Raw genomic sequence first — 13,249 nt, 5'->3', positions numbered from 1 at the left:
GGGATTAGTTATCTGGCCGCCGCCACGATCAACGCTTTCATCTCGGCCACTGCCGACTTGAAGCCGACGAACAGAGCATGAGCCACCAGCGCGTGGCCGATGTTCAGTTCGTTGATGCCCTTGATCGCTGCGACCGCTTCGACGTTGTGATAATGCAGGCCGTGACCGGCGTTGACGATCAGGCCCTGGGCGAGACCAAATGCTACGCCGTCGGCGACCCGCTGCAGTTCTTCGGCGACTTCAGTCGGGGTCTGAGCATCGGCATAGCGACCGGTATGCAGTTCAATGGCTGGCGCACCGACGCGCTTTGAAGCGGCGATCTGGCGCTCATCGGCGTCGATAAACAACGAGACCTCGCAGCCGATTTTCGCCAGCCGCTCGACCGCTGCCTTGATCCGCGCTTCCTGGCCCGCGACGTCCAGCCCGCCTTCGGTAGTCAGCTCCTGACGTGTCTCCGGCACCAGGCAGATATGCGCAGGACGAATGCGCTCGGCAAATGCGAGCATTTCCTCGGTCACGCCCATCTCGAAGTTCATGCGAGTCTGCAGCACGTCCTTGAGCAGCAGGACGTCGCGCTCCTGAATATGCCGACGGTCTTCACGCAGGTGAACGGTGATGCCGTCGGCACCTGCCTCTTCGGCGTCCAGGGCAGCCTTGACCGGGTCCGGGTAGCGCGTGCCACGGGCCTGACGCAAGGTGGCTACATGGTCGATGTTCACGCCGAGAAGGATGCGAGTGCTTTGGGTCACGGTTGTCTCCAGAAAAATGGGCGAGCTGGTCGAAGCAGGCTGTAGAGAATAAAGCCTGATCAAGGCTTGCGAAACAGTTCACGACTGACAAGTGGGCGGCCGCCCAGATGCACAGCCAGCGCCTGACGCATCAGACGCTTGGCAGCAGACAACGCACCGGGGACGCTCCAGTCCGCCTCGGACATGGCCAGCAATTCTGCGCCTTGAAACAGGCCGGGCTGAAGCAGGTAAACACGCTCAAGCCCGGCATCCACTTGCAGGCGGTACATGCCATCAATTGCCAGCGGCTCGCCGTTGATGTCGGCGTCCATGGCAAAGCCGTAGCCCAGATCATCCAGCAACCGCCATTCGAACGAACGCAGCAACGGTTCCAGCGGACGGCCCAGTGCGAGGGCCAGCAATGTGGCGGCGTAATGTTCGAATACAGCTGGATGCGGATCTTCGGCAGGCAACAGGCGAATCAGCAGTTCGTTGAGGTACATGCCGCTGAACAGCGCCTCGCCGGTCATCCAGGTAGCAACGCCTGCGCTTTCCATGCGGCCGACATTCTTTAGTTCGCCACGCCCTCGAAACTCGACTTCAAGGGGCACGAACGGACGCGCCAGCGAGCCTGCCTTGCCTTTGGCACTGCGCAGCACGGCACGTAGCCGCCCTTGGGGCGTGAGGAAATCGACCAGCGCGCTGTTTTCGCGATACGCACGGCTGTGGAGCACATAAGCAGGTTGGCCGGTGGGCGCGCTCATCAGGCTGGCTCGAAAGAGAAGTGTTCGCCCAACCGCAGACGGGTCAGGCGAAAGGGCAGCTTAGAGGTCGCCGTAGCCGAGCGAGCGAAGGGCGCGCTCGTCATCGGACCAGCCACCTTTGACCTTGACCCACAGGTTAAGCATGACTTTGGAGTCGAACAGCAGCTCCATGTCGCGACGCGCATCACTGCCGATGCGCTTGATACGGTCGCCCTTGTCGCCAATAATGATTCTCTTCTGCCCGTCACGCTCGACAAGAATCAGCGCATGGATATGCAGGGTGCGGCCCTGCTGCTTGAACTCTTCGATCTCGACGGTGATCTGGTATGGAAGCTCGGCACCCAACTGACGCATGATCTTCTCGCGAACCAGCTCGGCAGCCAGAAAGCGGCTGCTGCGATCAGTGATCTGATCTTCCGGGAAGAAGTGATCATTCTCGGGCAGGTGCGAGGCAATCAGGCTTTCCAGCGCTTCCAGGTTGTGGCCATGCTGCGCGGAGATAGGCACGATGGACGCATTCGGCAGTTGGCCTTGCAGCCACTCCAGGTGCGGCATCAGATCGCTCTTGTCTTCAATGCGATCGGTTTTGTTGATCGCCAGAATGACCGGGCCTTGCACGTACTGAACACGCTCCAGAACCATCTGGTCTTCGTCGGTCCAGCGGGTGCGATCCACGACGAAGATCACCACGTCGACGTCTTTCAACGCAGCCGAAGCAGTCTTGTTCATGTAGCGGTTGAGCGCTTTCTCGCCATTCTTGTGCATGCCGGGAGTGTCGACATAGATCGCCTGCACGGCACCCTCGGTCTTGATCCCGAGCATGTTGTGACGCGTGGTCTGCGGCTTGCGCGAGGTGATCGCCAGCTTTTGACCCAGAATATGGTTGAGCAGCGTGGACTTGCCTACGTTGGGACGGCCGACAATGGCAACATAGCCACAGCGTGTTGCGGTTGTATCATTCATGACCGTTCTCCACGCCCAGGGCAATAAGTGCTGCTGCTGCGGCTACCTGTTCGGCAATCCGGCGGCTGACACCCTGTCCTCGGCTTTTTTCATTCAATAGGTTGATCTCGCATTCGACGAAAAACGTCCGGCAATGCGGTTCACCCTGGATATCCACCACCTCGTAACGCGGCAGTTCGCAGGCCCGCGACTGGAGAAATTCCTGCAGTCGGGTCTTGGGGTCCTTGTTGGTGTCTACCAGCGTCAGGCTGTCGAACTCGGTTGTCAGCCAGGCCAGAACGCGCTCGCGCGCAGCCTCCATGCCAGCGTCCAGATAGATCGCCCCGATCAGCGCTTCAAGGGCGTCGGCGAGAATCGACTCGCGACGGAAACCACCGCTTTTCAGCTCGCCGGAACCCAGGCGAAGGTACTCGCCCAGATCGAAACCACGGGCCAGCAACGCAAGGGTTTCACCCTTCACCAGGCGCGCACGCAAGCGCGACAGCTGGCCTTCGCGGGCCTGAGGGAAGCGTTCGAACAACGCCTCACCCGCCACGAAGTTGAGAATGGCATCACCGAGAAATTCCAGACGCTCGTTGTTGCGACCGGCAAAACTGCGATGGGTCAGGGCCAGGACCATCAGTTCCTGATCCTTGAAGGTATAGCCGAGCTGACGCTCAAGGCGGCTCAAGGATACGCTCACGGTTTACCCACACTGAATTGCTTGTCGAACTTCATCACCAGATCGATGTTCTGGAACCACGGTTCACGCTGCTCATAGTTCAAATGAGCTTTGAACGCATTGTTCTCCACCGTCACTTTCAACGCCTTGTTCAAATCTATATCCCGAATGCTGTTGACCTGCATGTTCTTACCGACATAACCGTAGAAATCGTCGACCGTGGTAATGTCCAGGGCCTGATTGGTGTCGACCGTTTCGATGATTTTCTTCATCGTCATGTAGTCGAGGTAATGCGGGACCAGCTTGAAGGCCGTGCTCGTCGCGAACGCGACAAGCGCCAGCACCAACAGCCATCCCACTAGCGAAAAACCTTTTTGAGAAGTAGAGAACGTCATGTTCGACTTCAACCTCGAGAGTTCACTGCCTGCCCGACCGGGTCGACTCAGGGTTCAGAGGCGTTTCCAGTCAGCCCAAATGACATACGGCGCTGCTCCAGGCAGCGCCGCATCGATTACTTGATCAACCCTACGCGTGCAAAATTAGGGAAGTGGCTCAATTTCGGTTCCGGCCAGCTCATCCAGACGGCGAACGCCTTGCCTACGATGTTCTTGTCCGGGACCATGCCCAGTTCGTCCTTGGGAATATTGGGATCATCCCAGTAACGGCTGTCATTCGAGTTGTCGCGGTTGTCGCCCATCATGAAGTAGTGCGCAGCAGGCACTGTCCATTCACTGTCAGGCGGCGCGCGGTATCGGCTCATTTCCTGACGGATCTGATGTTCGACTGCGCCCAGTTGTTCTTCGTACAGTTCTGCACTGCCCAGTGTACCGGGCTCGGTGCCGATCAGTTTCTTGGCAACCAGCTCACCGTTGATGAACAACCGCTTGTCGCTGGTATAGCGAATGCGATCACCCGGCAGACCGACGACACGCTTGATGTAGTTGACGCTTGGGTCGCTTGGGTAGCGGAACACCATCACATCGCCACGCTGCGGATCACCGAGCTGGATGACCTTCTGATCCAGTACCGGCAGGCGGATGCCATACGCGAACTTGTTGACCAGAATGAAATCACCCACATCCAGCGTCGGCTTCATGGAGCCCGAAGGAATCTGGAACGGCTCTACCAGAAACGCACGAAGCACCAGCACGATAAACAACACCGGAAAGAACGATTTGCCGTACTCAACCAGCAAAGGCTCTTTGTTCAAGCGCTCTACGACAGCAATGTCAGGTTCGCCGACGCTTCCCTGATAGTTCGAAATGGCAGCCCGGCGACGAGGCGCCAGGATGACCAGATCAATCAGTGCAAGCACGCCACAGACGAACACAGCGATGACCAACAACAGCGGAAAATTTAGTGACATAGGACCTGACTATTCCAACCTGAGCACTGCGAGGAAGGCTTCCTGTGGAATTTCCACGTTACCGACCTGCTTCATGCGTTTCTTACCGGCCTTTTGCTTCTCCAGCAATTTACGCTTGCGGCTGACGTCGCCGCCGTAGCATTTGGCCAGTACGTTCTTTCTAAGCGCCTTGACGGTTGTCCGGGCCACGATCTGACCGCCAATGGCGGCCTGAATTGCCACGTCGAACATTTGTCGAGGGATCAGCTCTTTCATCTTCTCGGTCAACGCACGCCCTTTGTAATGAGCGTTGTCGCGGTGAACGATCAATGCCAGGGCATCGACCTTCTCGGCGTTGATCAGAACGTCGAGCTTGACCAGGTTGGCCGACTGGTAACGATCAAAATGATAATCCAGCGAAGCATAACCGCGGCTGACAGACTTGAGACGATCGAAGAAGTCCAGAACCACTTCGTTCATCGGCAAATCGTAGCTCACCTGAACCTGGGTGCCGAGGAACAGCATGTCGTGCTGTACGCCACGTTTTTCGATGCACAACGTAATGACGTTGCCCAGGTGCTCCTGCGGCACAAGAATATTTGCGCGAACGATAGGCTCGCGCATGTCTTCGATGGACGACAGGTCAGGCAGTTTGGACGGGTTATCGACATAAATTGTTTCGCCGGTCTTCAGCAACAGCTCGAAGATTACGGTTGGCGCAGTGGTGATCAGGTCGAGATTGTATTCACGCTCAAGACGCTCCTGGATGATCTCCATGTGGAGCATGCCGAGGAAGCCACAACGGAAGCCGAAGCCCAGTGCATCGGAGCTTTCAGGCAGGTATTGCAGCGAAGAGTCATTCAGCGTCAGTTTTTGCAGGGCTTCACGGAAGTCTTCGAAATCGTCGGAGCTGACCGGGAAAAGGCCGGCGTATACCTGAGGCTGGATACGCTTGAAGCCGGGCAGCACGTCTACATCGGGCGTGGTGCTCAGGGTCAGGGTGTCACCAACCGGCGCTCCGTGAATGTCCTTGATACCGGCAATGATAAAGCCCACTTCGCCGGCTTTCAGATCAACGGTTGCCGTGTGCTTGGGGTTGAACACCCCAACGCTGTCGACCAGATGCAGCTTGCCGGTGGACTTGACGAGGATCTTGTCGCCTTTCTTGACGCGACCGTGGCGCACGCGCACCAGAGACACGACGCCCAGGTAATTGTCGAACCAGGAATCGATGATCAACGCTTGCAGCGGATCTTCGATGTTGCCGGTCGGTGCGGGAATGGTTGCTACCAGACGCTCGAGGACCTCGTCCACGCCCATACCGCTCTTGGCGCTGCACGCCACGGCATCGGTGGCGTCGATACCGATGATCTTCTCGATCTCTTCCTTGACGCGGTCCGGATCGGCCTGCGGCAAGTCCATCTTGTTCAATACCGGCATGACCTCTAGGCCCTGCTCGATGGCGGTGTAGCAGTTGGCGACCGATTGAGCCTCGACGCCCTGCCCTGCATCGACCACCAGCAACGCACCTTCGCACGCGGCCAACGAACGGCTGACTTCATAGGTGAAGTCGACGTGCCCCGGGGTGTCAATGAAGTTCAACTGGTAGGTGATACCGTCTTTGGCCTTGTAATACAGGGTAACGCTATGGGCCTTGATGGTGATCCCGCGCTCGCGCTCAAGATCCATGGAGTCGAGCACCTGGGCTTCCATTTCGCGCTCGGACAGGCCGCCGCACATTTGAATGAAGCGGTCGGCCAGCGTCGACTTGCCATGGTCAATGTGGGCGATGATGGAGAAATTGCGGATATGACTCAAATCACTCACGGATCAACACTCAAAAAGGTTGCAGGCAGATTGCCCGCCGAAAAATAGCCGGGAATTGTACCTGAACTAAGCAAGAGGCGTCACGCTTACAGGTACCCGGATAGGCGCAAGGTAAACAAACAGGTACAAAAAAGGGTGGCCGCAGCCACCCTTCCCGGTCAAACCGCCCTGTTACTCGGACAGCTTGAAGGTGATGAACGTCGCACGGCCCTGACGCAGAACACGCATCGAAACAGAGCGATCCTTGGGCAGGCTTTTCGCCACCTCAGTGAACTGCTTACTGGACGTAATCGCCTGGTTGTTCAGATGAGTGATCACATCACCCGGCTGCAGGCCAATCAGCGAAGCCGGACCACCTGTGACTTCCTTGATGGCCACACCGCCCTTGAGGTCCAGGGATTTCTTCTGCTCGGCAGTCAGTTCGATCACCGACACGCCCAGACGGTTGCTGCTGCGTTCGGCGCCCGTGCCAGCAACATCGCCCATTTCCTGACCTTCGTCAGGCAGCGCGCCAACAGTGACCGTCAGCTTCTGACGCTTGCCGTCGCGAATCACTTCTAGTTCGGCTTTGCTACCGTCTTTGAGGTTGCCTATCAAGTGCGGCAGGTCAGCCGACATGATGATTGGCTGGCCGTTGGCACTCAGAATCACGTCACCGACCTGCAGGCCACCCTTGGCAGCCGGGCCATCTTCAAGCACCTGAGCAACCAGCGCACCGGCAGGCTTGTCCAGACCAAACGATTCGGCAAGGTCCTTGTTCACTTCCTGAATAACCACACCCAGCCAGCCACGGCTGACTTTGCCGCTGGCCTTGAGCTGGTTGGCCACATCCATGGCGACGTCAATCGGAATCGCGAACGACAACCCCATGAAACCACCGGAGCGGGTAAATATCTGCGAGTTGATCCCGACTACCTCACCCGCCATGTTGAACAGCGGGCCACCCGAATTACCCGGGTTGATGGCAACGTCCGTCTGAATGAACGGCACATATGTGTCGTTTGGCAGACTACGACCCTTGGCGCTGACAATGCCTTTGGTCACGGAGTGATCGAAGCCGAATGGCGAGCCGATCGCCAGCACCCACTCACCCACCTTGAGCGTGTTGGAGTTGCCCAGTTTCGCTGTAGGGAGGTCCTTGCCGTCAATTTTCAGAACCGCAACGTCGGTGCGCGAGTCGGTACCGATCAGCTTGGCTTTCAACTCGCTGCGATCAGAAAGGCGCACAAGAATCTCGTCGGCACCGTCGATCACATGATTATTGGTCAGAATGTAACCATCGGGGGAAATGATAAAGCCCGAGCCCAGTGACTGGGCTTCGCGCTGACGATCACCCTTGCCGGCTCCCGGCGGACGCGACCCTGGCGGCATGCTGCGCTCGAGAAATTCGCGCAGCATGGGCGGCAAGCCTTCCAGGTCAGGCATCTGCTGATTGGCTATGGCGCGATCAGGCAGTTTCTGGCGCGTACTGATATTCACCACTGCTGGCGAGGCCTGCTCGACCAGCCCGGTAAAATCCGGCAGGTTCTCGGCTTGAGCCGTAGCAACCTGGCCGAGCATGAGCACAGCGGCAATCAGTGAAAAGTAGGACTTCATGCGTGGTATCGACATATAGCTCCCGTTGGTAACGAGCAAAAAATTAAGCAGTACAAGCAACTGACTCAAAGACCTCAAGCAGCGATGCTCATCTCTGGATCAGCGACATGGCCTCTGGAAACGACAAAAGGCCAAAGCTGCGAGGCTTTGACCTATAGAAAAAAACCAGAGTTTTTGCAACGTGCAAACCTCACCAAACATTTCAGTACCTGCGCCCAGGCCAGGTTGAATGCGCCCTGGCGACTCTTGAAACCCAGGATGAAAATTTTTACATCCTGGAATTCGTGACTTCAAATGTTTATTTTTTGGCTGGAGATTCGTCGTTACGCATCGACAAGGCTATACGCTCGGCGGTGCCCATCGGTATTTCTCCGACGACCGTCACCATCATGTCGCCCTGCGGTGTTGTGAGACGACGCGAGACCGCCACTGTCGGGCCTAGCTGTGTGCGAATATCCGAAGATGCGCCGCCTTTCACTGCCTCGATGAACACTGAAAAACGCGCCAGACCGTCGCCATACATCAGATGGGTAACGGAGGATTGCGTGGAGGAGTCCTTGCGCACACCACTGCTGCTGACTTCGAAACCAGGCGGCAGCCAATCAGAATGCCATGCCACAGAACTTATGGACGGCTCAGGCTTGGCTTTCAACACAGACACGGGCTTGCAGTCGACGCTAGTGTTGAGCATTTGCTCGGACAGAACGCCGGCGGTATCGAGATCGGTAAACTGGAAACGTTCGAGCAGTTGCCCCTTCTCGCTCAACAGAAGCGACTTGAGCACAAGACCGGTTTCGTTATCCAGGTGAAGTTCAAGGCCGTATCGATGCTGGTCCTTGGGGGACAGCGCAACGATAGTTGCCTGACGACCGGCCACTCTGGATTTTCCGACAATTTTTATGTCGTACCAGGCGGAAAGTCTTTTGACATCGAATGCGCGGGCAGATGAGTCGGCCGGATTGGCCACACCCGCTTCAAGCGTGCCGCTGACGCACTGTGTAAGCCCGTCAACACGCAGAACTTCCTGAGCAGAGCCATCAAGCTGCAACAAACGCTCCTGAACATGCCCATCCGCTATGCGGTGCCAGATTCGATGGGTAGAAAAACTACCATTGCGTTCGTATACAAAGGTGCCTTGATAGCTCTGCTGCTGATCAACCTTGGCAAGACGATTGATTGCGTCTTGCGCATCATCAGCCTGTACCGGGAGGGCAAGCCATCCACCAAGCAGTAATGGCAGTAGAGGGACGGCTCGCATGATCCTCCTTAACGGTTTTCCAGACTCGCAGCACGTGCGTAAGGCAGCGCGCTTTCAGTACCTTTCAACGCTGCTTCCTGGGCGTGCTGACGCAGGTAGCCAGGCAGACGTTGATCACCTTGACCAGCACCCTGCAACACGCCGTTGGCCATAGGGCCAGGCGCCTGCTCGGTACTTTCAGTGTAGCCAGCCAGTACGGCAGGGCCTTTCACTTGTGGAACAGTCAGGTTGGCAGGCTGTTGGGTCTGCTGTGCCAGTTGTGCACCGGCGATATCGTCCTGGTTGTACAGGCGGACACCGGCCAGAACGGCTACGGTAACCGACGCTGCAACAGCCAGACGACCCAGCGTGCGCCAAGGTCCACGTGCTGCTTTGAGCGGGCTGACTTCATCGGCGATCGCGGCAGATACAGCAGCCGAAATATCCAGATGCGGGATCAGCAGCTCTTCGTGCATAGCTGCACGAGCAACTTGGTAACGCGACCAGGTAGCGCGAGTATCGGCATCGTCAATGGCATTCAATACCCGACGTAATTCCAGTTCGTCCGCTTCGTTATCCAGTACCGCGGACAGCGATTCCTGCAGGGCTTCACGACTCATGGCGGGTTCCTCTCTTGGGCTATCGCCGCTGTCTCAGGATTCCTGCAACAACGGCTGCAGGGCTTTATCGATGGCTTCCCGAGCGCGGAAGATCCGAGAGCGCACGGTACCAACAGGACACTGCATGACGCTCGCAATGTCTTCATAACTCAGACCATCGAATTCACGTAAAGTTAGCGCCGTACGTAAATCTTCCGGGAGAAGCTGGATGGTCCGATGGACGGTGCCCTCGATCTCATCTCTCAACAATGCACGTTCCGGCGACTCGATGTCCTTGAGGCCATGATCGCCGTCGTAGAACTCCGCGTCTTCAGACCTTACATCGCTATCCGGTGGACGCCGACCTCGCGACACCAAATAGTTTTTCGCCGTGTTAATGGCGATGCGATACAGCCAGGTATAAAAAGCACTGTCACCGCGAAAGTTTCCGAGAGCACGGTAAGCCTTGATAAAGGCTTCCTGTGCAACGTCCTGAGCCTCATGGGTGTCGTGCACGAATCGCACGATCAACCCTAGAATTTTGTGCTGATACTTCAGCACCAACAGATCAAATGCTCGCGTATCGCCACGCTGTACGCGCTCGACAAGCTGCTGATCCTCTTCCTGGGTTAGCATGAACACTCCTCGTTAAGCATGAAGGAGTGCTGCAACTGACATTGTTCAGGCTCGCAAACATAGACTCGGGCTTTTCGCAAAAGTTCTCCCCCTTCAAGCAAGTTTCCTGCGGGCCATCGTAAAGCCTGCACGAAAAACGCAGCGCGACACGGTCGGCTGCGTGAATAGTCTTGTCGCCGGTTTCGCAGCTGATGATCACTTATCTAACCCTGCGAAAACGACGCTGTTCCTGTGTAGGCAACCTGCTATTGAGCATGGATCCTGGCAAAAAGTTCCATTGGCACAATCACAGGCGTGAGCCGCAGACTGCACAAAGCTCTTTGAAATCAGTGCACTGGAGCATTTCCAGTAACAGATAACAGGGAAAACAATATGCATGACATCCGGGACTGGAGCACAATCCATACCCGCTGTGGTCTCACATTGCCATGTAGGCGTGGCTATTGTGCCGTTACCCCAATACTTATACTAGTGGTCGCCAAGGGCAGAATTCGTAGATGAGTCAACATTTTCAGCATGACGTACTGGTAATTGGCAGTGGCGCTGCCGGATTGAGCCTGGCACTGACGCTTCCCGGACACCTGAGCATCGCAGTGCTGAGCAAAGGCGATCTGGCCAATGGCTCGACATTCTGGGCCCAGGGCGGTGTGGCAGCAGTACTGGATGACACCGATACCGTGCAGTCTCATGTTGAAGACACGCTGAATGCCGGCGGCGGCCTTTGCAACGAAGAAGCAGTGCGTTTCACCGTCGAGCACAGCCGCGAGGCCATTCAGTGGCTGATCGATCAGGGCGTGCCTTTCACTCGGGGCGATGACGCAGATACCGACGAAAGCGGCTTTGAATTCCACCTGACACGCGAAGGCGGTCACAGCCACAGGCGGATCATCCACGCCGCCGATGCCACAGGCGCAGCGATCTTTCGTACCCTGCTTGAACAAGCCCGTAAACGGCCGAATATCGAACTGCTCGAACAGCGCGCCGCCATCGACCTGATCACCGAACGCCGTCTCGGGCTGGAAGGCCAGCGCTGCCTGGGCGCTTATGTACTCAATCGCAACAGCGGTGAAGTGGACACCTACGGCGCGCGCTTTACCATCCTCGCGTCAGGTGGCGCTGCCAAGGTTTATCTGTACACCAGCAACCCCGACGGTGCCTGCGGCGATGGCATCGCCATGGCCTGGCGTTCCGGTTGCCGGGTGGCGAATCTGGAATTCAACCAGTTTCACCCCACCTGCCTGTATCACCCCCAGGCCAAGAGTTTTCTGATCACCGAAGCACTTCGCGGTGAAGGCGCTTACCTCAAGTTGCCCAGCGGCGAACGTTTTATGCCACGGTTCGACGAACGGGCAGAACTGGCCCCTCGCGATATTGTTGCCCGTGCGATAGACCACGAAATGAAGCGACTGGGTATCGACTGCGTTTATCTGGACATCAGCCACAAACCGGAAGCCTTCATCAAGACCCACTTTCCAACCGTCTACGAGCGCTGCCTGGAATTCTCCATCGACATCACTCGTCAGCCGATTCCGGTGGTCCCGGCGGCGCATTACACCTGTGGTGGTGTCATGGTAGACAGCAAGGGCCACACCGACGTGCCTGGCCTGTACGCCATCGGCGAGACCAGCTTCACCGGCCTGCACGGTGCCAACCGCATGGCCAGCAACTCACTGCTGGAGTGCTTCGTGTATGCACGCTCGGCAGCGGCAGACATCGAGCAGCAACTGGCCGACGTACAGATGCCCACCGACCTTCCGGCGTGGGACGCCAGCCAGGTCACTGATTCGGACGAAGACGTGATCATCGCGCACAACTGGGATGAACTGAGACGATTCATGTGGGACTACGTCGGCATTGTGCGTACCAACAAGCGCCTGCAACGCGCTCAGCACCGTGTGCGTTTGTTGCTGGATGAGATCGACGAGTTCTACAGCAACTACAAGGTCAGCCGTGACCTGATCGAGTTACGCAACCTGGCGCAGGTGGCGGAACTGATGATCTGTTCGGCCATGCAGCGCAAGGAAAGCCGTGGCCTGCATTACACGCTGGACTATCCCGACATGTTGCCGGAGGCGCTGGACACTATTCTGGTACCGCCCACTTACGTCGGCTGAACTTCAGGCGCACACGCAGACGCCGGTGCGTGTCCGGCGTGAGCGCATCAAGCGGGATGCAGCAGCTTTTTATCGAGCGGCCCGGCCGGCCTGCGACAATCGGGCGAAAACGCAGAATCACGACCAACGGTAACGCGAGGCTGTCCGGACATAACTGCACGGGCTGCCAGCCGTCGCGTTGATTCCACAATCGCCAGCCTTGATGATCGCGCTTCAGCGCAGTGAAGGCTGCCGGATGACTGAGCAGGATCGAGCGCGGCAACGTCCAGGCAGCATGCATCAGACAGAACAGCACACCCAGTGCCAACGCCAACGAAGCGATGTTCAGCCAGGACAACGCGATCAGCGCCAGCAGCTGAACGGCGAGATACGCCGTCAATAGCAGGCGCGAGGCCTGCCAGTGACATTCAAATCGATCACTTGGGCTGGACACGATCCAGAATCATGCGAACCATACGTTGCAATTCAGCATCCTCGGACTCGGCGCGCTGCATGAACCAGCCGAACATGTCCTGATCTTCACAAGTGAGCAAACGGCGATACAGATCGCGGTCCACGTCATTCAAATGCGGATAGACCTCCCGGACAAACGGCACCAGCAGCACGTCCAGTTCAAGCATGCCACGGCGGCTGTGCCAGTAAAGGCGGTTGAGTTCGACGTCTTCGACCATGGAGCGCTCCTCAAAGTAGGCGGCAAGTATACAGCCGTGAGCCGGGCACGCGAATCTTGCAATGGTCGCAGCAGTTTTCACGTACCCCGGTATGCATAACCTCGACTC

Annotated in this window: 14 protein-coding genes; 1 reads left to right on the top strand and 13 read right to left on the bottom strand. The window is 57.3% G+C overall.

Translation table 11 applies throughout. The annotated features are described in order from the left end of the window. Nucleotides 1-8 precede the first annotated feature (8 nt). The 11 genes from pdxJ to rpoE form a co-directional block, all read right to left on the bottom strand. A complete protein-coding gene (gene pdxJ, locus AC4ANE_RS07305; protein ID WP_002554903.1) occupies nucleotides 9-749 on the bottom strand; it encodes a pyridoxine 5'-phosphate synthase in 741 nt (246 codons plus the stop codon). Nucleotides 750-808: 59 nt separating this feature from the next. Beyond that, nucleotides 809-1,492, bottom strand: coding sequence for a DNA repair protein RecO (recO, locus tag AC4ANE_RS07300; RefSeq protein ID WP_002554904.1), 684 nt, complete (start codon nucleotides 1,490-1,492; stop codon nucleotides 809-811). A 60-nt stretch (nucleotides 1,493-1,552) separates the two neighbouring features. Continuing rightward, entirely contained in the window at nucleotides 1,553-2,455 is a 903-nt protein-coding gene (era, locus tag AC4ANE_RS07295) for a GTPase Era (protein WP_002554905.1), read from the bottom strand. Then, nucleotides 2,448-3,137 (bottom strand): ribonuclease III, encoded by a 690-nt coding sequence (rnc, locus tag AC4ANE_RS07290; RefSeq protein ID WP_002554906.1) that lies wholly within the window; start codon nucleotides 3,135-3,137, stop codon nucleotides 2,448-2,450. Before rnc ends, era begins: the two co-directional genes overlap by 8 nt. Next, nucleotides 3,134-3,511 (bottom strand): DUF4845 domain-containing protein, encoded by a 378-nt coding sequence (locus AC4ANE_RS07285; protein ID WP_002554907.1) that lies wholly within the window; start codon nucleotides 3,509-3,511, stop codon nucleotides 3,134-3,136. Before AC4ANE_RS07285 ends, rnc begins: the two co-directional genes overlap by 4 nt. Nucleotides 3,512-3,627: 116 nt before the next feature. Next, on the bottom strand, nucleotides 3,628-4,482 hold the full coding sequence (lepB, locus tag AC4ANE_RS07280; RefSeq protein ID WP_460408767.1) for a signal peptidase I: 855 nt from the start codon (nucleotides 4,480-4,482) through the stop codon (nucleotides 3,628-3,630). Between the two features lie 9 nt (nucleotides 4,483-4,491). Further along, nucleotides 4,492-6,288 (bottom strand): translation elongation factor 4, encoded by a 1,797-nt coding sequence (gene lepA, locus AC4ANE_RS07275; protein WP_010200891.1) that lies wholly within the window; start codon nucleotides 6,286-6,288, stop codon nucleotides 4,492-4,494. A 171-nt stretch (nucleotides 6,289-6,459) separates the two neighbouring features. Beyond that, the gene (locus AC4ANE_RS07270; protein WP_223216152.1) at nucleotides 6,460-7,884 is read right to left on the bottom strand and encodes a DegQ family serine endoprotease; all 1,425 of its coding nucleotides are present in this window, start codon (nucleotides 7,882-7,884) and stop codon (nucleotides 6,460-6,462) included. Nucleotides 7,885-8,182: 298 nt separating this feature from the next. After that, entirely contained in the window at nucleotides 8,183-9,142 is a 960-nt protein-coding gene (locus AC4ANE_RS07265; protein WP_031594845.1) for a MucB/RseB C-terminal domain-containing protein, read from the bottom strand. An 8-nt stretch (nucleotides 9,143-9,150) separates the two neighbouring features. Further along, on the bottom strand, nucleotides 9,151-9,741 hold the full coding sequence (locus AC4ANE_RS07260; RefSeq protein WP_002554911.1) for an anti sigma-E factor RseA C-terminal domain-containing protein: 591 nt from the start codon (nucleotides 9,739-9,741) through the stop codon (nucleotides 9,151-9,153). A gap of 33 nt (nucleotides 9,742-9,774) precedes the next feature. Then, nucleotides 9,775-10,356, bottom strand: a complete 582-nt coding sequence (gene rpoE / locus AC4ANE_RS07255; protein WP_002554912.1) for an RNA polymerase sigma factor RpoE/AlgU — start codon at nucleotides 10,354-10,356, stop codon at nucleotides 9,775-9,777. Between the two features lie 497 nt (nucleotides 10,357-10,853). On the opposite strand from rpoE, the gene nadB reads away from it, so the two are divergent. After that, nucleotides 10,854-12,470, top strand: a complete 1,617-nt coding sequence (gene nadB, locus AC4ANE_RS07250; RefSeq protein WP_002554913.1) for an L-aspartate oxidase — start codon at nucleotides 10,854-10,856, stop codon at nucleotides 12,468-12,470. On the opposite strand, the gene AC4ANE_RS07245 is transcribed toward nadB, so the two are convergent. Both AC4ANE_RS07245 and AC4ANE_RS07240 read right to left on the bottom strand, forming a co-directional pair. Next, entirely contained in the window at nucleotides 12,439-12,903 is a 465-nt protein-coding gene (locus AC4ANE_RS07245; protein ID WP_002554914.1) for a protein YgfX, read from the bottom strand. The two genes, nadB and AC4ANE_RS07245, sit on opposite strands and share 32 nt — an antisense overlap. Then, entirely contained in the window at nucleotides 12,887-13,141 is a 255-nt protein-coding gene (locus tag AC4ANE_RS07240) for an FAD assembly factor SdhE (protein ID WP_003378499.1), read from the bottom strand. The genes AC4ANE_RS07245 and AC4ANE_RS07240 overlap by 17 nt, the downstream gene beginning before the upstream one ends. Between the last annotated feature and the right edge of the window lie 108 nt (nucleotides 13,142-13,249).

This window comes from Pseudomonas sp. Pme6b, assembly GCF_058129925.1.
This window is presented reverse-complemented; position numbering and strand designations above follow the sequence as displayed.

Excerpts from the sequence above, each read along its gene's own strand:
- recO (WP_002554904.1), bottom strand. The coding sequence starts at position 1,492 with ATGAGCGCGCCCACCGGCCAACCTGCTTATGTGCTCCACAGCCGTGCG.
- era (WP_002554905.1), bottom strand. The coding sequence starts at position 2,455 with ATGAATGATACAACCGCAACACGCTGTGGCTATGTTGCCATTGTCGGC.
- AC4ANE_RS07285 (WP_002554907.1), bottom strand. The coding sequence starts at position 3,511 with ATGACGTTCTCTACTTCTCAAAAAGGTTTTTCGCTAGTGGGATGGCTG.
- lepB (WP_460408767.1), bottom strand. The coding sequence starts at position 4,482 with ATGTCACTAAATTTTCCGCTGTTGTTGGTCATCGCTGTGTTCGTCTGT.
- AC4ANE_RS07270 (WP_223216152.1), bottom strand. The coding sequence starts at position 7,884 with ATGAAGTCCTACTTTTCACTGATTGCCGCTGTGCTCATGCTCGGCCAG.
- AC4ANE_RS07265 (WP_031594845.1), bottom strand. The coding sequence starts at position 9,142 with ATGCGAGCCGTCCCTCTACTGCCATTACTGCTTGGTGGATGGCTTGCC.
- AC4ANE_RS07260 (WP_002554911.1), bottom strand. The coding sequence starts at position 9,741 with ATGAGTCGTGAAGCCCTGCAGGAATCGCTGTCCGCGGTACTGGATAAC.
- rpoE (WP_002554912.1), bottom strand. The coding sequence starts at position 10,356 with ATGCTAACCCAGGAAGAGGATCAGCAGCTTGTCGAGCGCGTACAGCGT.
- nadB (WP_002554913.1), top strand. The coding sequence starts at position 10,854 with ATGAGTCAACATTTTCAGCATGACGTACTGGTAATTGGCAGTGGCGCT.
- AC4ANE_RS07240 (WP_003378499.1), bottom strand. The coding sequence starts at position 13,141 with ATGGTCGAAGACGTCGAACTCAACCGCCTTTACTGGCACAGCCGCCGT.